We start from the raw sequence: 21,884 nt of genomic DNA, 5'->3' as shown, positions 1-21,884 counted from the left end.
TGATGGTAAAATGGATTATTTTCCCTGGAGGAGGCTTAATAATTCTTTGGATTGCATGAGCATGGATTGATGTACATCCCGCCTGATTTTTGCTTGAGCAAGGTTATTTGCATCGTTAGAATAATCATTGATGGTAGAGATGCCGTTTTCAAATTGTGCATTGCTGCTAATGAGTATTTTTTCATACAGGGTTATCACTTTTTCGTCTTCTCGGACCAGGTCAATATAACTTTCGATTTCTGCATTTTGCGCTGCGATTTTGGTTTTCTGCTGCAGGTCAAATGCATCGGACATAGCTTGAATATTGCTAAGGTTATTGGTGAGCAGGCTTTTTTCTTTGTCTCGGTGATGCAGATAGAGATCACTGAGATTCCATTGCGCACGCAGCCCAAAGATTGAATATCCTTTAAATTTATCGGAGAGCACATTGAGGCTGGGCCTACCATATCCCAGCTGGGCGAAAGCATTCACTCTGGGACGGTACCGTGTCAAACTCTGGTCGTATTGAGCAATCTGCAGGTTTTTTTGGGCTTCAAACAATCTGAGTTCGGGCCTTTGAGCAGCACCATTTGTCATGCCCCGGATGTTGTCATTGAACCGGGCATCTGGTCCGATGCTAGTACCGCTTAGGATCTGTAGTGTATTGATTGCACTTTGTTTGTTTTTTTGAGCCTCCCGAATACCCTGCCTGGCTTCAGCAATCTTGACTTGCAGTACTTCCTGCTGATAGCCACTGGCAATGCCACCTGCGATCTGGGACTGCAACCGCTCTACTTTGTCTTCCAGGTCTTTAATCAGTATCTGCATCTGCTCCATTGTCAACTCTGCGATCTGCGCACCGAAATACGACCGGCAGATCGACTCCTTTATATTGTATAGCAGAACATCTGCATTGGCTTGCTCGACCTGGTTAGCCTGGGTGATCTGTTGTGCGCCTGATTTCAAAGCCCCTCCATCCAGCAAGGACTGGCTCAGCTCCAACACGGCGCGGTACTGATCCTTGGGCTGACCGGGTATCTCAAATCCCGGCAGAGGCACATCAATCTTGGTGACATCTGACTGCCAGGATGCCTGACCCGTCAGGTTTGCCTGTGGCAGCCCGATGCTTTTGTTGATCTGCTGCCGCAAGTCAGCATTGTTTTGTGCAGCAGTTTTGAGCCGCTGGTAGGGATGAGCTGCTGCGGCTGCATCATACAGGCCAGAGAGCGATAGCGTGTTTTGGCCCGGGAGGTAGCTGGCGCAAACCAGCAGGGCGATCAATATCCGATGTTTAACATTATGCATAAGGTCAGAGATTATACTTTGATAGAATTCCAGATGAACTCAACGATATCGTTCTTTCTTTTTTCCATAAGTTGATTAAATGATTTTTCAGTATGACCCATCCTGTGAATGAGCAAGGGTTTGGCAAGGATAGGGTAAATGGTAAGGGATTGAATATTGATCATCAATTCTTTAGCATCCATATATCGAATCAGTCCAGCCTTCACCTCCGCATTGATATCTTCCTCCAACCGACTGGTAATCTTTTTGATGGGTACATGATCCAGGTCTTTGAGAATGATCTCGGGATTGCGATAGAGCTCGCTCATGATAAACATAGGCAGCTCCGTCATGGACATCAGTTTTTCAAGGTCAACCTTCACAATCTGCCTGATCTTTTCCTTTAATGGCAGATCTTGTTGGATAATAGCCCCGATCGAAGCAAATAAATGCGCAAACTCCTCCCTGAATATCCGCGCAAATAGCCGCTCCTTACTCCTGAAATAATAATTGACCATCGACTTAGTTGTACCCGCTTGAGCTGCGATATCATGCATCGAGGTACCCGCAAGCCCTTTGGACAGGAAGAGGGACCGGGCGGACTCCAGGATACTTTGCTCTTTATTTTGCTCTGATACGGTCATTTAGGACGGATGGTTAGAACAGTCGTTCGAAGTGCAAATATAGACTTATTTTTGGGATGATGGATACTTAATATATTCAAGTAGCAAAGAAATTTTAATTCACGGAGTTTAATGGGGTGTCCTAATGCTCCGGGACTCATATCTGGGAATAAATGTTGTTTATTCTCAACATATTTCTCACATTTGTAGATAATAATAGACATGAATTCCAAAAAGCAAATACTTTTCCCCAAAAACCAGCAAATATTGGAACAAATGGGAGAGCATATTAAGCTTGCCCGTAAGCGAAGAAAACTTACCACCATTCAAGTGGCAGAACGTGCCAATATTGACAGAACTACCCTGTACCATATTGAAAAAGGAAATGGAAAAGTCTCGCTCGGAGCATATTTCAATACTTTAAGGGTTTTAGGTTTGCATGAAGATTTTTTGAAAATAGCCTCAGATGATGCATTTGGAAGGAAACTACAGGATCTGGAACTATTAAATAAAAAATAGTACCATGAGCCAAACTACTTCGATTTACGTATTTGCTGATTGGTTTAAAGATAATCCAATACTTTTAGGCGTGTTATCGGCTCAACAGGCTAATGACCAAAAAGCATTTTCATTTGAGTATAGCAAAGATTTTCTGTCCTCCGAAAGGCCGATCTACTTAAACCCGGACATTAAATACTTCCACTTGAAAACAGAGAAAATGATCAAGATTGAAAATGAAGTAAAAAAGGCAGTTTTAGCCCGGAGTGTTTTAGCAAAAAAATGGGTATGGCAAGATCTGAAATCGAATTGATGAGCAAAGCATTTGCTATCCATTCAAGGTAGTATTATTAGAAAAAAACATTACCAAATTATCCATATGAATCCCCAGGTAGACCAATATCTCCAACATGCCAAGCACTGGCAAAAGGAAATGGAACTATTACGATTGATCCTGCTGGACTGCCCCGTGACTGAACACCTCAAATGGAGCAAACCCTGCTATTGTTGGGAAGATAAAAACATCGTAGTCATACAAGGATTTAAAGCTTACTGCGCGGTATTATTTTTTAAAGGATACCTCTTAAAAGATCCCCAAGGTCTGCTGGTCAAAACCGGGGAAAACACTATCGTGGGTCGTCAGCTTCGGTTCGTCAATGTCAAAGAAGTCATTAAATTGGCGCCAGCCCTGAAAGCCTTTGCCCTGCAAGCCATCGATATAGAAAAATCCGGCCCTGCAAAACCCGTCCAGAAAAAAACAACTTTAAAATTTCCAATTGAGTTTCAAAATATATTAACAGAAAAGCCTGCTTTAAAAACTGCGTTTGGTAAATTAACTCCTGGAAGACAAAGAGCATATCTAATTCATTTTTCCCAACCAGTACAGGCTAAAACCAGGGAGTCGAGAATAGAAAAATGTATAGATCGCATCATGAAAGGCAAAGGACTTATTGAATAAAAATATCAACCTTTTATGCGTTATTTAGGTCTAGCTTCGTTGGTTTGGCGAGCCCCTAGCAGATTTGAGTCAGCTGGCGCACAGCTAGAACCTACGGAGTTTGAAGCCAAGCAGTTTTTGCGTCAGCTCAAAACCCATCACTCTCCCGATACGCTTTGATCAGCGCCTGCTCCCCTTCTTTACCGGCGATCGAATTGCCATGCTCCATACCCATGATACCGGTATACCCTTTTTCATGGATAAACTTAAAGATGTTTTTATAGTTGATCTCCCCAGTCGTAGGTTCTTTACGACCGGGATTGTCTCCGATCTGAAAGTATGCGATCTCATCCCAGCATTTCTCTATAGTGGGGATCAGATGACCGGTATTGCGCTGCATATGATAGATATCGTATAGGGTTTTACAAGCCGGGCTGGCCACTGATTTGCAGATCATAAACGATTGAGCAGCGGTACGTAGGAATAGATCCGGATTGTCTGAAAGAGGCTCCATCACCATCACCAGGCCATGAGGTTCCAAGATCGATGCACCTCGCTTCATCGCTTCGATGACATTCGCGGTCTGAATCTCGACTGGTAGGGTACGTTCAAAATACCCGGGCACAACAGTCATCCATGTAGCATTGACCCGCTTAGCGAGTTCTACTGATTTTTCACAAGTCTTGACAAACGTATCTAGAAATTCTTTTTTGCCGGTCGTCAGGGATACCTTCCAGTTATCACCTCCTTCGACGACAAAGACCCCCATTGTCATACTTAATTTGGCCAGCGTATTACCTATTTTATTTTGCTCTTCCACCGGTCTTCCCAACATACCATTATCCTCCAGAGCCATAAACCCATTGTCCGCCATAAACTTTAGTTGGTCTACCAGATCTCCACCAGCTGAGTTTTTAAACATCCCAAAGTGCGGGGCATATTTCATTTTAAACGCTGCCGCATCGTGGGATCGATCAGCCAGCCCTTTAATTGAAGTTAATCCCACCAGTGGGGTTGCCAGTGCGGTGGATTTGAGAAAATTTCTTCGTTTCATATTTAAAGATATTTTATTTTTTGATAAAGCTGGTCATTTATGACTGATACCTTCCAAGATCATACTATGCCTTATTCTTTTAGTGCAGCTAGTTACCCAGGTTGAGGGACTTTCTTACCCACTGTGCAAAATTATCTCCCCTTCTTTGCGCCTTTGCGCCTTCGCGCGACCTCTCCACTTAACCCCCTACAGATTCCACCAATAATTCATCTTAAACACGAAGGCCCTATTCTTCACATTCCATGGTGAAGGAATATAATTATCCGTGTATACCAAATATATATCTGAGGCAGGTTTGAAGCGCCACTGGAGCCTGGTATTGATATTAAGGTTATTGACCTGTTCGTTATATTGTACGAAAGAGGTAAAATAAAGACTGTTGGTAAAAGTAATATCGACCCTGGGCCCTACCAGCCAAAACACCGTTTTGTTCCAGGGAGCTTCTATATTGATCCTGTTGTAACTGGACGAAAGACCTAGTTTGACATATGGCTGAAACCGGTAGCCGATCTCTGTAGTGACATTTGTACGATGCCCATCCCGGTAATATCCCCCTACCCTGTAAGAAAAAGCATAAGTAAACAGCCGTTGAGGCGGGGATCCATAATCACCACCGGTAGACCGCCATTTATGTATACTTCCACGAGCCAAAGTATCTTTATTGGTATTGGTAGGATCAAATGGTTGTAATAGCTGCACCCAGTCATCTCCCACCCAGACATCGGCTGTAGCTGAATTTCTAAAATTAAATTTGTACATAAAAAATACAGTCCGGTCTGTGGTCTTCAGCTTTGGAGTAAAATAGGAGAATACACCCAAACTCGGTCCATGAGTCAATATTTTTCCTGCACCAGGATAAAACAAATAACTTACCGTAGGGCTGATTTTATAGTATTCTTTGCGGGGGACATATCCCACTTCGGCCGTATAGTTTTTGCTTACATATTCTTGTTGCCAATTGATCGAATAATTCCGAGTGGCATAAGCCAGATTACCTACATGAGACCAGGCATTGCTGGATTTTTTGGCATCAAAAGACCGTGCGTACATAAATTTTCCGGTCCACCGATTATTGGCTGAGGCCAGGTTGTACTCAAAGCCCAGGTTTCTGTTATACTCATTATTACTTTTCTTTAATTCGGAAGACAATTGGTCATAGGCTACAGCTTGCTTATTGATCCCAAAGATGGCGATATTGGAACGACTAAATACTTTACGTTGTAAGGCCAGCATTCCAAAATTGTACCCCGGCTGCACCGCATCTTTACGAGTCTGCATATCCAATAAGCCAATGCGCCAGTTCTTGTCTAGCTTACCACTCAACCTGGCACCAAAATCTATCGGGATACCCAGACCAATACGCCTGGAAAAAAAAGGTCGCAAAGTGCTGTTACCTATACCTGCAAACAAGTCTCCATTTTCCAAAAAAAACTGTCTACGTTCCGGAAAAAACAATTCAAACCGATCCAGGTTAGATACTTGCTGATCAACTTCTACCTGTGAAAAATCAGGATTGACAGTCAGATCAAGGTTGAGCGCACTGCCCAAAGCGACCTTGGCATCGCCACCGATTTCTTTTCTAGTGGTTGCTTTGGTGCCGGCTGCAAAATTTTTAGAAACTCCTGTCAGGGCATAAGGGATGATGGATATATTGGTCCCTACTTGTGGTGGAGCTTCGTCCCAGACTAAGGTGCCTGTATATGCTAGAGAGGCTGTAGGAAATATCCTAGGGATCGGAGTCCATGAAGATTTTTCTGTAGTCCGGATATCCAGGCGGGAAAAATTAATTCCCCATTCTGTGATGCCTTTTTTGTACCGAATGCTCTTAAATGGTATAGAGGCTTCAAACACCCATTTGTCATCATAGTTTTTGGTGACTCCCCGCCACTTATTCTCCCAACTCAGATCTACTTTGCCGCCATCATACATTGTGCCATCCCATAAAGCCCCTGCTGCGTTGGCTCCAAAAGAAAACCCATTGGTTCTATCATCATAAGGATCCATGAAAAGCAGGAAATTATCGTTTTTACCAAAAGCAAAGTCTCTTTTTAAAGACTCTACTTTGTAGTTCTTGTCGATCATATGATATGCCTCCACCAACAGGTATATGTTTTTTTGGTCATAGCACATCCTGACATCAGTACGGCCTTTGGCTTTGCTGGTATCCATAGGCAAGACCATAAAAAAATCAGTCGCTATTTGAATAGATCGCCATATATCATCATCTGGTGAGCCGTCTACCTTGACAGGCACATTAATTTGATTCATTGGATAACGGTAGGAGGCGTTCTTCTTCTGCGCCATGGAGGGAAGAGCAATGATGATTGCCAGTACGATACCAGATATTCTATTCATAAATCAGGGGATAAAAATAGAACTAATCAGCTTGAATGAAGTATCTATTTAGATTTTAAGAAAGTCTTATTAAAATTTCGCCGGCGTATAAAATATTACAGACTATATTGAATGAAAGTATCAAGTCTTTTCTAAACTTTCTTTTGCATAATGAATCTTGTTATTATCAATACTTCAGCCAATAACTTGAAAATCCTTCCCCTCTGCACTGATTCAGCCAAACCTATGTATTTTGTTTAATAATTTAATCGCTTGACCCAATTTCAAAAACGCATTACCCTCTATGGCCTCACGATGATTGCTGTAGGCTCGAGCATCGGCTCTGGTATTTTCGTCACCCCGGGGACTATAGCTAAAGAAATAGGTCATCCCTACCTCATCCTGATGGTATGGGTATTAGGGGGTATCATGGGATTGACAGGAGCGTTGACCTTTTCAGAGCTAGGGGGCTTATTTCCACAGGCTGGCGGAGTCTATGTCTACCTTAAAAATGCTTATGGAGACCTCACCGGGTTTTTATATGGTTGGGTCATGCTGATGGTGATCAATACGGGATCCCTCGCTGGGCTTTGTGTAGCATTTGCGGAGTATTTGCGATTTCTGATACCTGGCATCACGACTTCAAGCAAGCTCATCATAGCCGCCTCTACGATGGTGGTCCTCACAGGCATCAATATACTTGGTGTGCATTATAGCCAATACCTTTCCAATATCCTGACCACAATCAAACTTTCAGCCATAGCTTTGTTGATATTTGCAGGTATCTTTTATGGTCAGTCCGATGCCATCTATCAAAATTTTGAGACAGTATATTCCACCCCCAGCCACCTGATCGTCGTCTTATTCAGTGGCATGATAGGGGTCTTCTTTTCAGTTGGAGGCTGGCATCATGCTACCTATGTGGCTGGTGAGGTGATCAATCCCACCAGGAATGTCGCCAGGGCCATGATTCTGGGCATGACCATCATCACCCTGGCTTATGTATTGATTAATATTGCTTATCTCAGGTTATTACCGCTCCAACAAATCAGTCAAACTCAGACGATCGCCAGCGACGCGATGTCGGCACTGCTACCCTGGGGCGGCCGACTCATAGCAGTTGGAATAGCCCTGTCCATCTTAGGCACGATCAGTATCTATACCATGAGTGCTCCCAGGATTTATTATGCCATGGCTGAGGACGGATTGTTTTTTAAATCATTGGCAGGTATCCATGTGCGCTGGAGGACTCCGGTAGCAGCCATGTTGTTTCAGGCAGTCTGGGCACTCTGCATATTGTTTTTCTTTAGTGCCTTATTTGACAAAATCATCACCTTCGTCACTTTTATGGACGCTCTGTTTTTTGCCCTTGCAGCAGCATCTATATTTATTTTTAGAAAACGGTTTACTTCCACGCACCGACCTTATCGCACCTGGGGCTATCCGCTCATCCCTTTGATTTTTATATCACTCCAGAGTGTCTTTGCGATTAATATTTTTTTTCAGAAACCTGAGCAAGCCTTACCTGGATTGGTCTTGTTGGGATTGGGTATCGGAGCTTTTTATTGGTTTAAGAACAGCAAACACATCAAAGATTAGTATAGCCCATTTATGCTGCAAACTAAAAGTCCGAATATAATATAGCATATGAAAAAATCTACGATAGAAGAAATTAGAACACGATTTGATAAAGATGTATAGCGATTTTCTAACCTTGACTCAGGACAGCTTTCAACGATAGATGCCAAGATTTCATTGGAACTAATAACTGAATCGGCAAAAAGAATTGTTCCGCATGCTGAAAATTTACTTGACATTGGATGCGGAGCCGGCAATTACACCTTGATGATGCTCACAAAAATTCCAAACTTACATTGCACACTGGTTGACTTGAGCAAACCCATGTTGGACAAAGCATTTGAAAGAGTCCTACCACAGACCGATAATAGCGTGGAGATTCTGCAAGGTGATATCAGGGAAGTCCAGCTAGATCAAAATCATTTTGATATCATTTTGGCGGGGGCTGTGTTACATCATTTAAGAGATGATCTAGATTGGGAAACAACCTTTGATAAACTTTTTAGACTGCTCAAGCCAGGTGGTTGTTTTATGATTTCGGATTTGATCACGCAGGATACCGTATCCATAAATGATTATACATGGGAAAGATATGGTGATTACTTAGAAGCCATTGAAGGCGTATCTTATCGGAACAAGGTGTTGGATTATGTGGCTAAAGAAGATTCACCAAGATCAATGAATTATCAATTGGACCTTATGAAAAAAGTAGGATTCAGTAAAGTAGAAATCCTTCATAAGAATATGTGTTTTGGAGCATTTGGAGGAATAAAATAGAAAACAATGTGCCACGGGCAATGGATAAAGGACTGTTGTTATTAGTACCAACGAATAAGGGGTTTCCACGCTGTAAGGTGATCTTATCTATAAGTACCGCCTCCAATTGATCAGAGTTCCAGTTTTACCAATAGCGACAAATCCATTTTTTTCAAGCACTTTTGAAGAAGCGAAATTGGTTTCTTCAGAAGAAGCAACTACAGCAAGCACCCTTGTTTCGGATTTTGCCCAACGTATCAGTCCACTTACAATTTCAGTCATATAACCTCGGTCTTTATATTCATCATAGATTCCATAACCAATCTCGATTTCCCCTGCTGCATTGGGTTCACCGATGATACACAGATCTCCTACCATTGAGTTCTCTTCTTTCAAGACCGCTGTCCAAAGTGTTGAATATAAATAGTTTTTGTTCGGGTCGGCAACATTGGGTAGAATGGTTTGCTCCAAAGCCTCTTTCAATTCGGTCGATATCTTTCTTGAAGATGGCTGTAGATTGAGTTCGGCCTCCAGGGAATGGTCACAACGAATATATTTTAAAAGCTGATCGTAGGTCAGTGGTATTAGAATTAGTCGAGGTGTTTCTATCATCTTGAGGCTAAATATTTGGGATCAATAAAATAAGGTATGCCTCAAAAGCTGGTCATACTTTGTATCCTTATTAAAAATGTTCTTTTCTTTAAAAACTGGAAGTCAGTAATAAATTAATATCAGAATACTTCATATTAAACTGTTTGCCCAGGTATTCATTGGTGATATGACCCTTGAAAGCATATACCCCATGTCGGAGCCCTGGGTTGGCAAAAAGCATTTCCTCTATATTCTGTACTTCTGAGGTAGATAACAACAAAGGAGCTATAATATTGCTGATAGCAGAAGAAGCTGTACGAGGCACTTTAGAGGCGATATTGGGTACACAATAATGTATCACACCATGTTTGATGAAGGTCGGATGATCATGAGTACATACTTCTGAGGTTTCAAAGCAGCCGCCCTGATCGATGCTCACATCCACGATGACAGAGCCTTGTTTCATTTTCATGACCATCTCTTCTGTCACCACCATCGGCGCGCGACCTGTTTTAGAGTGTATGGCGCCTATGACTACATCAGCACTTTTGAGTTGATACTCGAGATATTTCGGATTGAGGACTGATGTATGGAGTGGAGTACCGACACTGTTTTGCAGACGCATCAATTTATAGATATTGTTGTCAAACACACGCACCGAAGCACCTAGCCCGAGTGCTGCTTTAGTGGCAAATTCCCCAACGACACCAGCCCCCAGAATCAATACCTTGGCAGGTGGTATGCCCGCTATACCTCCGAGGAGTACTCCCCGGCCATGACTTGTAACAGATAGCAATTCTGCTGCAGTCAGCACTGCACTCAATCCAGCAATTCCACTGAGTGTACGGACTATAGGAAAGCTGTCGTTTTTGTCTTTTAAATACTCCATGGCCACCGCAGTGATCTTTTTCTTTCGGAGCATCTGCAGGTATTCTTCGGTGACGAGAGGCATATGCAGCGGAGATATTAACATCTGATCACCTGGCATAAGCTCTATCTCTTCAATTGTCGGAGGGGCGACTTTTAATATGATACTGGCTTTAAAGATTTCCTTTCTATCACTGGTGACCTCTGCGCCTGCTTCTGAATAATCTTCGTCATTGTAAAATGATCTTTTGCCTGCGCCTTTTTCGATAATGACCCTATGTCCGCTGGCTGTTAACATAGCCACTCCGTTGGGTATCAGTGCAACCCTGTTTTCCTGCATTCTCTCTTCAACAGGGATTCCCAAAAACAGCTTGCTCTGATTATTGGCATAGTCATCCAATTTTTCCTTAGGTGAGAGCACTTCCTGCTCCATAGCTTCGCGGGCCAATTGTCTACTGAGATCTTGCATCATACACTAGGGTGAATAAAAATTAAGGACCAAAAATAAAGAATCGCATCCATTCACTAAGATAATAAACATTTATCCAAGTGTGGCAATGTTCAACGGAATGCATCCTCAGTATTGCTTTATATTAAATCCTACCCAATGTCTGACAAAGATCTCCATTTTATCAAAATCCATGACTCTACCGTAAGCATGCTACAAACAGTGAATGTCGAATGCTGGGAATTACTGGATTATGTAGTGGAATAATTCGAATACAAACAAGCAACCACAAGCCCGTATTTTGCGTATTATTAAATCGAATGGGGGTGAGTATATTGCCGGAATCGACGCTAATTTCAATCTTAGATGACTGTATCCAGCAAAAAAGGGAAGGTCAAAAGAGGTTTTATAAGCATTTTTATGGATTTGGTTATACCATTTGCCAAAGGTACCTCTCATCCCACGAAGATATTGTAGAAGTCCTCAATGATGGGTTTCTCAAGGTTTTTACTGAAGTACATCGGTTTGAAAAAAGACAGGATAGTCTGGAAGGATCGTTAAAAGCCTGGATTAGAAGAGTTTTGGTCAATACCTCCATTGACCGGTTGAGGAAAGCCAACCAGAAGAAAAAATTAACGATTGATCATTCTCACGAAATGACCAATCTAAGTATACAGTCACAAGCGATTTCCAAACTCTCCTATGATGAATTATTGAAAAGCATCAATCAACTCACTCCCTCTTATCGGGCAGTTTTTAACTTGTTTGTCATCGATGGCTATTCTCATGAAGAGATTGGTAAAATGTTAAATATCTCCCCGGGTACTTCCAAATCAAACCTTGCCAAAGCGAGAATCAACCTTCAAAAATTATTATCCTCAGAGATTTATTCTAAAAAATATGAACCAAAAGCAATCTGAAGATTTTGATGAGTATATAAAAAAGCTAGCTGCTGATGCAGACAGCCCCTTTCATGAACAGTCCTGGCATGAGATGGAATACCTGTTGAATAAAAGAAAAAGAAAAAGATTTGCCCTATTATTTTGGCCCTTAGGCCTTTTGATCATCGGAACCACATTATTGGCCATCATTAAATACTTGCCTTCTGACTCTCAAAAATCAATGCAACATCCTTTACCAGTACTTTCCAGCGAAGCTTATAATTCGATAAAACCCAATTTATATCCTTTAAAAGTAACCACTGATCGGATTTTTGGACAGGGACCAGTGACCTCAGATTTTGCACAAATAGACAATGCAAATCTTGAGGTTGAACAAAACAAAACTGGTCACGCAGACATGGCTAGCCCTATTGCCAATGCCGCTTCATTCAATCACGAATCTAAAACACTTAAGCAGAAAATTTCTGGCACTTTATCATCAACCGGAGTTAATAAAAGCCGTTTGAGTGGCCTGGACAAATCCCCTTACGCTGACAAATTTCCATTGGCCGATAAAGTCATTAGCAGGCACTCGTCTGCATCATTGACTGAATCCAAAGACCAATCTCCTTCTCCCAACCAATCTGCGAATGTACTCAAAATCGATCCTAATAATGAAACCGTGGATCCTACTATTGGTTCGTCCCAGACCACTCAAAACAAGTTACTCAACATTCAAGTCTTACCTCCCATTAATATTGAATCCATGGAGTATGACAGAGTGATTCATTTAAAACATTGGGATGATCCAATGCCTATCACAACCAAATCACCCAGGCACACTTCACTTTCTATTGAACTTGGTTGGTCTCCAGAATATACCAGCGTAGTTCAAAGATCTTACAGCCAATTAGGCAAGGCTTACGGTGTAGACCTTGGATTCAAGATGAACAGATTTACACTCAGCGCGGGGCTTCAGAAATCAACAAAATATTACAATGCTATGAAGGAAGATTACGAGATTCCCTACAATAGCTATTTTAAGAAATTAACGATTAATAATATCAAGGGTGCCTGCAGTGTACTGCAACTGCCTATCTATTTGAAGTACGACCTGATTAACACTAAATCTTTTGTTTTGGTTTTAAATGCCGGTATTAGTTCAATGCGAATGGATAGAGAGGTTTATGCTTATGATTATCTCCATGCTAATTCCAAACCTGGTCACTCTGTGGATGACTATACCCTAAAGAACTGGCATTGGCTTGCCGCGGCATCCGCGGGCGTAAGCATTCAAAAATCGATTTCACGACATTTAGGCATTTCCATCACTCCTTATTACCAACTACCCCTAAAAGGAGTTGGCGAAGGCCATGTTCGGTTAAGATCTTTTGGCAGTCAGTTTGCCTTATCCTGGACCATACCTACAAGCAAATAAGTGAGTCTGTAGACTTGCCGTTTGATTTCATTGTTTTTTAAGATTTTGGTTTCTATTTTTTTAAATTAACCTTTAGGATCTTTACTGGAATAAATACCCTACTATCATGGTTAATTCCTTATGCTCTAATTGATTTTGTATTCATTAAATGTGTATATACTTTTTAAGCATATTTATTCTTTTCATAAGACCATGAAGCATTAACTGACTTTAAATAATTATTCAATAAATTTGTAACATGCCGAAAAGTTTGTTACTCTTATCTCTATTGTTAGTTCAGTTTGTAAGTTTTGCTCCGCCTGTGCAGGTCCCTTACACACCAACCATTCCGGCGGCTGAAGCCCAATGGGTAGATTCGGTTTTCACTTCTCTTAGTGTTGACGAAAAAATTGGTCAGCTTTTTATGATCAGGGCCCACTCAGACAAAGGTCCGGAGCATATAGCTGAAGTGGAAAGACAAATAAAAAAATATCATGTAGGCGGGCTTTGTTTTTTCCAGGGCACTCCATTGAAGCAAGCTGAATTATCGAATAATTACCAGGCTATGTCCAAGACACCACTTATGGTGGCCATCGATGCAGAATGGGGGTTGGGCATGCGACATAAATCTGCTGCAATTAGTTTTCCAAGGCAATTGACCTTGGGGGCTCTTAAGGAGAACAAACTGATCTATGATATGGGTGCGGAGATAGCCGATCAGCTTAGGCGCATTGGCACTCAAATCAATTTTGCTCCAGTCGTCGACATTAATATCAATGCGGCCAATCCAGTCATCAATGATAGATCATTTGGTGAGAACAGGATAGCAGTCACTACCAAAGCTTACCAATATATGCAGGGTATGCAGGATCATGGTGTCATGGCTTGTGCAAAACATTTTCCTGGTCATGGCGATACTGATGTAGACAGCCATCTTGATCTCCCGGTGATCCCTTATAACAGGGCCAGGTTGGACTCCATAGAGCTCTTCCCATTCAGATTATTGTTTGACCAAGGTATGCAGAGTGTCATGGTAGCCCATTTGCAGGTGCCTGCTTTAGAAACAAACAAATTGCTGCCTACTTCACTTTCCAGTTCCACCATGACAGGATTGATTAAAAATGAAATGGCCTTTGATGGTCTCATTTTTTCTGATGCCCTGGAGATGAAAGCTGTAACTAAAAATTACGATCCTGGTGCTTTGGAATTAGTAGCCTTTAATGCCGGTTGCGATGTGCTATGCCTGCCTAACGATATTGACCTATCCTTTACACAGATACTTAAAGCTGTAAATGAGAGCTCTGAATTAAAATCAAAACTTGATCAAACGGTGAGGAAAATTTTGCTTGCAAAATATCGCATGGGATTGAGTCAAGATCCACGTGTTTCACTAAGCAACCTGGATAAAGATGTCAATAACCCAAAAGCGCAGGCACTCAAAAGCAAACTTTACGAACAAGCCATCACTCTGGTCAAAAATAAAAACCGGTTGATTCCGCTGACAGAATTAGATCAGCATAAAATCGCCTCTTTGTCGATTGGTAGTAAAACCAAGACTCCGTTTCAATGGAGGTTGGACAGTTACGCAAAAATCTATCACCAACAAGCCGACACTGACATCAGCGTAACACAATCCAACAACCTATTAGCCAGCTTTAAAAATTCCGATATCGTCATAGTCAGCCTTCATGGTCTTAATAAAAACATCAAGCAAAACTTTGGACTCTCTGGCAGTGCTTTAAAATTCATCAACCAGCTCAGTCTAACTACCAAAGTGATCCTGGTGTCTTTTGGAAGCCCTTATGCGCTGACTAATTTTGGCGACAGTGATTGGCTCATACAGTCTTATGAAGACGATGCCTTGATGCAAGACCTCACTGCTCAAGCTATTGTTGGCGCCATAGGCATCAATGGGCGACTGCCGGTATCATCTGGCCCTAACATGCCCTTCGGCGCAGGGCTCAACTCAGAAAGTTTAATGCGATTTGGATATGCCATTCCTGAACGGGTACGAATCGATGGGCAAAAGTTAGAGGCTTTAGATGCCTTGACCAGTGATATCGTATCTATCCATGCTGCTCCAGGTGGTCAGTTATTGGTAGCAAGAGAAGGAAAAATTGTCTATCAAAAAGCCTTTGGCTATCAGGATTATGAGCATAAAATTCCTGTAAACCTGACCGACATGTATGACCTTGCCAGTCTTACGAAAGTAGCAGCAAGCACTTTGTCAGTTATGAGATTATATGACGAAGGCAAAATCACTTTGGACCAACCTATGTCTGACTATCTACCAGATCTTAAACAATCTAACAAGTCATCACTTAATATAACCGAAATCATGAGCCACCAGGCAGGACTGCTTGGATGGATTCCATTTTACAAAGAAACCCTGGTCAAAACTGGCAAACGCACTTACAAATTAGATCCTTCTATTTACGCCACTACAGAAAGCTCAAAGTACAGCCTGCCTGTTGAAAAAGGGTTATATCTTAAGACAGGCTATGACCAACAGATCTGGCAACAAATTTTAGATTCTCAATTAAGGACTAATAAAAATTACCTCTACAGCGACTTAGGGTTTTATCTGATAGCCCAGATGGTCAAATATCAGTCAGGTCTTTCGATAGATCAGTTTGTGTCAAAATTCTTCTATACTCCATTGGGGCTCACACACACTTTATATAATCCTTACAAATTATATCCTTTATCCTCGATTGCCCCAACCGAAAAAGATACTTATTGGAGAAAAATGACTATCCAGGGTTATGTCCACGATATGGGAGCAGCCATGATGAATGGTGTAAGCGGTCATGCAGGACTTTTTAGTAATGCATTAGAACTAGGTACCATCATGCAGCTTTTTCTTAATGGAGGTCAATATGGTGGTGAAAAACTTATAAAATCATCGACGGTCAAGCTGTTCGCTACCAGGCAATTAGGTTCTACTCGCCGTGGCATTGGATTTGACATGAAAGAATTAGACCCCGCCAAACCTCAGCCAGCAGGCTATTTGGCATCCCCTGGTACTTTTGGTCACACAGGTTTCACGGGCACTTGTGCGTGGGTAGACCCTGAAAAACAATTGGTGTTCGTATTCTTATGTAATCGGACTTATCCTTCTATGAACAATAACCGGCTGCACAAAGATGAATATCGATCGAGATTATTAGATGCTGTCTACCTGGCCATGGAAGATCAAAAAATCCCACTTGACAATACAATGGAACTTGGCCAATAAAATTAGGCAATAGATATTTATTTAACCTCCTCTTCCTCAATCGGCTTGAGTTTAAAGGAAACCGGCAAATTAAATCTGACCCGAACTGCTTTGCCCTTTTGAGTGCCTGGTATCCAGCGCTGAGGCATTTGGTTCATGGAGTTCACTATGTTCAAAGAAGCTTCTCCACATCCACCACCGATATCCTTTAAGATTTTAGCTTCACTGATCGAACCATCAGTTTCAACCACAAAAGTGACTACACATCTTCCTTCAATACCATGGTCTTTGGCGTATTGAGGATAGGTGATATGACCATACAGATATTGGAGCATTTTCTGATCCGCACATTTTTTCTTTTCATCTATAGTCGATAAATCTTCACAACCCGGGAATCTGGGTGCTACTTCTACCACATGTAGAATACCTAGCTCTTCATCACTCTGTCCTGAAGGTGCGGTATTGGATTTGATTTCACTTTGTACTGTCGATTTAGCCTCTGAAATAAATAAGTTTCTAAAGATAAATGCTGCGATCACCGCTGCTATGATCAGTAGGTATTGCTTGTTGTCCAGAAAAAACCGCTTCATAATAATTAATTTGGATAAAGTTATAATAAAGAAAAAGGCTGCTTGATCCATCAGGCAGCCTCTTTCATTGTATTGTAAAATAATTAATTGAGCTTAAACGTGACTGGCAAGTTAAACTGAACCCTCACGGCATTTCCTCTTTGTTTGCCTGGTTTCCAGCGTTCTCCCATTTCATTCATAGAATTAACCACTCTTAAAGCTTCTTCGCCGCAGCCGCCTCCGATATCTCTTACTACTTTGGCGTCAGTGATTCTACCATCCTTTTCAACGACGAAGGTAACCACACATCTCCCTTGTACACCATTTTCTTTAGCGATATTGGGATACTTGATGTTTTTATATAAGTATTGCAACATTTTTTCGTCGGCACACTTCTTTTTTTCGTCCATAGACCCCTTGTCTTCGCATCCCGGAAAACGGGGAGCTTCTTCAACCACCTTAAAGATTTCATCAGGCTCATTCTTTGGAGGAGGTGGTGGGGGTGGTGGTGGGGGAGCTTCTTTCTTAGGAGCAGGTGGTGGGGGAGCCTCCACTACAGTTTCTTCCTGTATAGACTGATCCACAAACTCTACTTTTTCCTCAATCTTTTCCTCAGTTACTTTAATCTCCTGAACCACAGGTGGCGGAGGTGGTGGCGGAGGTGGTGGCGGCTCGGCGGTACGAGGTACTTCTACCTGTATTTCATCATCAAAAGCAAGAGCTCCTGTAGGTATGATTACTTTCTTGTCATAAGAAGTCCAGTTAAGTCCTATGACAGACAGCGCTAATGCAGCAGCCAAACCGTATCTGAAAATAGGACCACTCATCCCAAAAACATCCACATCCGGATACTTATAGGTGCCTTCCATCGGCGAATCCCATTTTTTGTCTTTGTATTTGCTCGCAAGATCTTCAGTCGCAGTTTTCTTAAATATGGATTTAAGAACATAGATCACTGCAACCACAGAAGCCACGATAGCTAATACCAGCCAAATGCCGATTTTACCGTCAATTTCTGTTAAATTCATATAAACTGTTTTAAAGTTCGAAAAATAATTAATCCACTAAATGACCCGATAATATTAGCAACAATATCCCATATCTCAAAACTACGGCTAGCCGAAAACATCAATTGACCAAATTCAGTCCCTATTGCTAACAGCATACAAAATAATAAGCCCTTGATTATTAATGATTTTGAACTCACACTGCCTGACTCGTAGAGGTAAAAACTAATCAGTAAAAAATAAAAACCGAAGTGAACGATTTTGTCCAGATACTTCATTTGAAGCTTTAAATCGGGGAAAGAACTTTTAGGAAGTAAGCTAAGGAATATTATGGTCAAGGTCCATAATATACTTAGTTTGTACTTTCTGATAAATAAGATGAGGTTGACTACCAATTTTGGTGTGTGCAAATAAGCCTATTGCAAAAGAGCCAGATATTCATCCCCTGATAACAGTGTATCCAATTCAGCCGGATCATTAATCTCTACACGGACGATCCAGCCCTGCCCGTACGGGTCATCATTAATTAGCCCGGGCTGATCTCCACCTTTTTCACTAATGGCTTCGTTAAACTCCTTGATAGTGCCGCCTACTGGTACAAACAGATCTGAAGTAGTTTTTACGGCCTCGACTGTACCAAAAATATCGCCTTTCCGAAGCTTTTTCCCAACAGTATTTACTTCGACATAGACCAATTCGCCAAGTTCTCCTTGTGCAAAATCGGTGATACCCACGAGAATTTCGGTGTCAGATATCGTTTTTACCCATTCGTGCTCTGGGGTATATTTGAGTGAAGAATCGATGATAGACATGGTAATGTGGTTAAATGGTCAATTAAGCTTTGGTAAGGGTATTTTGTTGTACAAAGTCGAAGATCCATTCGCTGGTCAATGACTTAGGCCTTTCAAGTGGAAATCCAAGTGCCCGTGACCAACATTGTGCCGCCATCACGCCTAATGACCTGGATACTCCAAACAACACGGTATAATAATTATATTCTGTCAGTCCATAGTGTACCAACATAGCTCCACTATGTGCATCTACATTGGGCCAGGGGTTACTAACCTTTCCTAAGCTCTGGAGTACAGGTGGTACAATGTCAAATAATTGCCACACGATTTTAATGATATCGTCGTCAGCCAGGTATCTTTCTGAAAATTGTTTTTGAGCGTAAAATCTTGGGTCGGGTTTTCTGAGGACTGCATGTCCATATCCGGGTATCACTTTGCCCTGACTGAGTGTTTCATGAATATAAGCGGTGATTTGATCTTTCGTCGGAGTACGGGTATTGAGCTTATCTACCATCTCAAATATCCATTTGATCACTTCCTGGTTGGCTAAGCCATGTAGAGGCCCTGCGAGCGCGTTCATTGCGGCGGCATAAGATAAGTAGACATCACTCAGCGTAGATCCGACTAAATGGGCAGTATGCGCTGAGGCATTACCTCCTTCATGGTCTGCATGGATGGTAAGATACAAGCGCATCAGCTCATAACTTTCCATTCCTTCCAAGCCCAGCATATGAGCATAATTTGCCGCCCACCCTAAAGAAAGGTCTGCAGGGATATGCTGATTCTCTTTAAAAGTTCGTCTGTAGATATAAGCAGCGGCATGAGGGATCCTGGCTATTAAATTCATGGCATCTTCGTACGTAGGATCCCAGTAGTCGTTTTTAGACAACCCTTCTTCATACTTTTTATGAAATATTGAATCTACCTGCATAGCATTGATCGCTATACTGAATTGAGTCATGGGGTGCACATCTAACGGCAGCGCATCGAGCACTTTTGTCACAGCATATGGCAATACCGCCCTGCGCTCCCACTCGTCTGTCAACCAAAGTACCTGGTCCCGGGAGGGTATTTCTCCTGTCAGCATGAGCCAAAATATGCCTTCAGGCAAAGGTTCAGTGCCATTATCTGCCTTGGGGAGCAATGCCTGGAGTTGAGGGATACTATAACCTCTAAATTTGATACCATCCTGTGCATCCAGCAAGGAGGTTTCCCAGATCATACTCTTTATGCCTCTCATGCCTCCATAGGCTTGTTCAAGTTTGACCTCATCCAATTTCATATTGCCATGCTCTTTAAGCAAGGACCTGATTTGTTCTTTAAGATCTTGCGATTTTTGTCTAAATATTTGCTTGAGTTCGTCCATTTCGTTCTACAAATTCTTCATAAGATTAATATACAGCCATTATTATTCGGAGCTCAAAAATATTGGATTCATCCTGATTTAAATCAATTATTTTAAAATTCCACACCTCAATTCTTACTTTTTTCAATTTTTCCTAAGTTACATGAGGGTCTCAAGGTAAAAAAATACATTAATTTGGCCCCAATATGTTAGAGGTACAAGGCAAAATAATCAGTCTTGAAGTCATAGAAAACAGGTTTGTTTGTGACCTGAAAGCTTGTAAGGGAGCCTGTTGTATTGAGGGTGATGGAGGGGCTCCTCTCGAAACAGCCGAAGTCGAGTGGCTCAATCAGAATATAGACTTGATCACTCCTGTATTAGACGAAGAAGGCAAATCATTGGCCCAAACCCAAAGAGCAACCCAGGCTGATGATGGCGCCTTTCATACACCTCTTAAAGCAGACGGAGCATGTATTTACTCCATTAGGGATGCAATGGGCATATTACAATGCAGCATCGAGCAAGTCTACAAGAAAGGCTCCACTACTTTGATCAAACCCATTTCTTGCCATTTATACCCGATCCGCATTCACAAATCAGAAAACTGGGAAGCTTTAAATTATGATCGATGGGATATCTGTAATCCGGCGTGTACTCAAGGTGCCAAACTCAAAGTGCCGGTGTATAGATTCCTTCAATCAGCCCTGATCAGGAAGTATGGGGAAGAATTTTATCAGGAGCTTGATGATATAGCTTCACAATGGATATCTGAGACACAACTTTGAATAAACAAAACTTGAATTTGATATGATTAGAATTTATCGTACCGCCCAACACATCGTAGTAGAGCACCAACAACAATTTTATTATTATCCACATCAGGATTGGGATCGCTTAGTCAACGAACCTTTTTTGCACAACCATCTGTTGGATTTTACCAAATCTGCCAAAGCAATCAATGCCGACACGTGGTTAGGATCCAAAACGAAGCTTATGGCACCCATAAACAGCCAGGAAGTGTGGGCTTCCGGTGTGACTTATCTCAGGAGCAGAGATGCAAGAATGGAAGAAAGTGAACACGCCAAATCTGCCTATGACCTTGTATATGATGCAGATCGCCCAGAATTATTTTTTAAATCTTTGGCCCACCGGGTCGCAGGCCCTGGCGAGCATGTCAATATCAGGAAAGATTCTACCTGGAACGTACCTGAACCCGAAGTCACTTTATTTGTAAACAACCAGGGACAAATCGCAGGCTATACTATCGGAAATGACATGAGCTCACGGTCTATTGAAGGTGAAAATACCCTTTATCTTCCACAAGCCAAGACTTACGAACGAAGTGCTGCTCTAGGTCCTTGCTTGATGATCAGCCCCGATCCATTACCCCCTTCGACCGGCATTGAATTAAAGATATTTAGAGAAAACAGCTGTGTCTATCATGGCCAGACGACCGTAAGCACGATGAAAAGAAACTTCACCGAGTTAAAAGAATATTTGCTTCGAGGATTGATCTTTGAAAAAGGATGTTATTTGATGACAGGTACTGGGATAGTACCTCCTTCCAGTTTTACATTGGAGTCAGGTGATATAGTGACCATACAAATAGATGGGATAGGTGAGTTGGAAAATGTCGTTCGTTGGTTTTAATACCTGAACCAACCTACAGGCGGGTTTTAATAGAAACTTGACTCTTTTTAGATTTTGA

20 protein-coding genes and 1 pseudogene are annotated in these 21,884 nt (G+C 41.8%); 10 read left to right on the top strand and 11 right to left on the bottom strand.

Going from position 1 to position 21,884, the window contains the following annotated elements; all coding sequences use genetic code 11:
- Window positions 1-15: 15 nt before the first annotated feature.
- Complete coding sequence (locus tag IPJ09_18645; GenBank protein ID MBK7373414.1) at window positions 16-1,284, bottom strand: TolC family protein; 1,269 nt, start codon at window positions 1,282-1,284, stop codon at window positions 16-18.
- Between the two features lie 11 nt (window positions 1,285-1,295).
- Window positions 1,296-1,907, bottom strand: a complete 612-nt coding sequence (locus IPJ09_18640) for a TetR/AcrR family transcriptional regulator (protein ID MBK7373413.1) — start codon at window positions 1,905-1,907, stop codon at window positions 1,296-1,298.
- Between the two features lie 201 nt (window positions 1,908-2,108).
- Here IPJ09_18640 and IPJ09_18635 point away from each other — a divergent pair, with 201 nt between their 5' ends.
- The 3 genes from IPJ09_18635 to IPJ09_18625 all read left to right on the top strand — a co-directional run bounded on the left by IPJ09_18635 (window position 2,109) and on the right by IPJ09_18625 (window position 3,342).
- A complete protein-coding gene (locus IPJ09_18635) occupies window positions 2,109-2,405 on the top strand; it encodes a helix-turn-helix transcriptional regulator (protein MBK7373412.1) in 297 nt (98 codons plus the stop codon).
- 4 nt (window positions 2,406-2,409) lie between these two features.
- The gene (locus IPJ09_18630) at window positions 2,410-2,697 is read left to right on the top strand and encodes a hypothetical protein (protein ID MBK7373411.1); all 288 of its coding nucleotides are present in this window, start codon (window positions 2,410-2,412) and stop codon (window positions 2,695-2,697) included.
- A 66-nt stretch (window positions 2,698-2,763) separates the two neighbouring features.
- The gene (locus IPJ09_18625) at window positions 2,764-3,342 is read left to right on the top strand and encodes a YdeI/OmpD-associated family protein (protein MBK7373410.1); all 579 of its coding nucleotides are present in this window, start codon (window positions 2,764-2,766) and stop codon (window positions 3,340-3,342) included.
- A gap of 127 nt (window positions 3,343-3,469) precedes the next feature.
- Here IPJ09_18625 and IPJ09_18620 read toward each other — a convergent pair whose 3' ends face one another.
- Together IPJ09_18620 and IPJ09_18615 are read right to left on the bottom strand one after the other, a co-directional pair.
- Window positions 3,470-4,375, bottom strand: a complete 906-nt coding sequence (locus IPJ09_18620; GenBank protein MBK7373409.1) for a TIM barrel protein — start codon at window positions 4,373-4,375, stop codon at window positions 3,470-3,472.
- Between the two features lie 186 nt (window positions 4,376-4,561).
- The gene (locus tag IPJ09_18615; protein ID MBK7373408.1) at window positions 4,562-6,730 is read right to left on the bottom strand and encodes a carbohydrate binding family 9 domain-containing protein; all 2,169 of its coding nucleotides are present in this window, start codon (window positions 6,728-6,730) and stop codon (window positions 4,562-4,564) included.
- A 252-nt stretch (window positions 6,731-6,982) separates the two neighbouring features.
- Between IPJ09_18615 and IPJ09_18610 the strand changes: the two genes are divergently transcribed.
- Both IPJ09_18610 and IPJ09_18605 read left to right on the top strand, forming a co-directional pair.
- Window positions 6,983-8,308, top strand: coding sequence for an amino acid permease (locus IPJ09_18610; protein MBK7373407.1), 1,326 nt, complete (start codon window positions 6,983-6,985; stop codon window positions 8,306-8,308).
- 48 nt (window positions 8,309-8,356) lie between these two features.
- Window positions 8,357-9,064: pseudogene (locus IPJ09_18605) on the top strand (class I SAM-dependent methyltransferase).
- Window positions 9,065-9,151: 87 nt separating this feature from the next.
- On the opposite strand, the gene IPJ09_18600 reads toward IPJ09_18605, so the two are convergent.
- Together IPJ09_18600 and IPJ09_18595 are read right to left on the bottom strand one after the other, a co-directional pair.
- On the bottom strand, window positions 9,152-9,655 hold the full coding sequence (locus tag IPJ09_18600) for a GNAT family N-acetyltransferase (protein MBK7373406.1): 504 nt from the start codon (window positions 9,653-9,655) through the stop codon (window positions 9,152-9,154).
- An 88-nt stretch (window positions 9,656-9,743) separates the two neighbouring features.
- Window positions 9,744-10,973 (bottom strand): alanine dehydrogenase, encoded by a 1,230-nt coding sequence (locus IPJ09_18595; GenBank protein ID MBK7373405.1) that lies wholly within the window; start codon window positions 10,971-10,973, stop codon window positions 9,744-9,746.
- A gap of 302 nt (window positions 10,974-11,275) precedes the next feature.
- Between IPJ09_18595 and IPJ09_18590 the strand changes: the two genes are divergently transcribed.
- From IPJ09_18590 to IPJ09_18580, 3 genes are all read left to right on the top strand, one after another.
- The gene (locus tag IPJ09_18590; protein MBK7373404.1) at window positions 11,276-11,869 is read left to right on the top strand and encodes a sigma-70 family RNA polymerase sigma factor; all 594 of its coding nucleotides are present in this window, start codon (window positions 11,276-11,278) and stop codon (window positions 11,867-11,869) included.
- Entirely contained in the window at window positions 11,850-13,268 is a 1,419-nt protein-coding gene (locus IPJ09_18585) for a hypothetical protein (protein ID MBK7373403.1), read from the top strand. Before IPJ09_18590 ends, IPJ09_18585 begins: the two co-directional genes overlap by 20 nt.
- Before the next feature lie 238 nt (window positions 13,269-13,506).
- On the top strand, window positions 13,507-16,485 hold the full coding sequence (locus IPJ09_18580; protein ID MBK7373402.1) for a serine hydrolase: 2,979 nt from the start codon (window positions 13,507-13,509) through the stop codon (window positions 16,483-16,485).
- Between the two features lie 17 nt (window positions 16,486-16,502).
- Here IPJ09_18580 and IPJ09_18575 read toward each other — a convergent pair whose 3' ends face one another.
- The 5 genes from IPJ09_18575 to IPJ09_18555 form a co-directional block, all read right to left on the bottom strand.
- Entirely contained in the window at window positions 16,503-17,054 is a 552-nt protein-coding gene (locus IPJ09_18575; protein ID MBK7373401.1) for an energy transducer TonB, read from the bottom strand.
- An 83-nt stretch (window positions 17,055-17,137) separates the two neighbouring features.
- The gene (locus IPJ09_18570; GenBank protein MBK7373400.1) at window positions 17,138-18,061 is read right to left on the bottom strand and encodes an energy transducer TonB; all 924 of its coding nucleotides are present in this window, start codon (window positions 18,059-18,061) and stop codon (window positions 17,138-17,140) included.
- Window positions 18,058-18,378: a VanZ family protein gene (gene vanZ, locus IPJ09_18565; GenBank protein MBK7373399.1), complete on the bottom strand. Its 321-nt coding sequence runs from the start codon at window positions 18,376-18,378 to the stop codon at window positions 18,058-18,060. The genes IPJ09_18570 and vanZ overlap by 4 nt, the downstream gene beginning before the upstream one ends.
- Window positions 18,379-18,456: 78 nt before the next feature.
- Window positions 18,457-18,852 (bottom strand): glycine cleavage system protein GcvH, encoded by a 396-nt coding sequence (gcvH, locus tag IPJ09_18560; protein MBK7373398.1) that lies wholly within the window; start codon window positions 18,850-18,852, stop codon window positions 18,457-18,459.
- A 22-nt stretch (window positions 18,853-18,874) separates the two neighbouring features.
- Complete coding sequence (locus IPJ09_18555; protein MBK7373397.1) at window positions 18,875-20,197, bottom strand: citrate (Si)-synthase; 1,323 nt, start codon at window positions 20,195-20,197, stop codon at window positions 18,875-18,877.
- A 185-nt stretch (window positions 20,198-20,382) separates the two neighbouring features.
- On the opposite strand from IPJ09_18555, the gene IPJ09_18550 reads away from it, so the two are divergent.
- Both IPJ09_18550 and IPJ09_18545 read left to right on the top strand, forming a co-directional pair.
- Window positions 20,383-20,961: a DUF3109 family protein gene (locus IPJ09_18550; GenBank protein MBK7373396.1), complete on the top strand. Its 579-nt coding sequence runs from the start codon at window positions 20,383-20,385 to the stop codon at window positions 20,959-20,961.
- A gap of 25 nt (window positions 20,962-20,986) precedes the next feature.
- Entirely contained in the window at window positions 20,987-21,826 is an 840-nt protein-coding gene (locus tag IPJ09_18545) for a fumarylacetoacetate hydrolase family protein (GenBank protein ID MBK7373395.1), read from the top strand.
- Window positions 21,827-21,884: the final 58 nt, after the last annotated feature.

The sequence above is a fragment of the Saprospiraceae bacterium genome (assembly GCA_016709995.1).
Taxonomy (GTDB): Bacteria; Bacteroidota; Bacteroidia; order Chitinophagales; family Saprospiraceae; genus JADJLQ01.
Note: the sequence above shows the minus strand (reverse complement) of the source record. Positions and strands in the feature narration are given on the sequence as shown.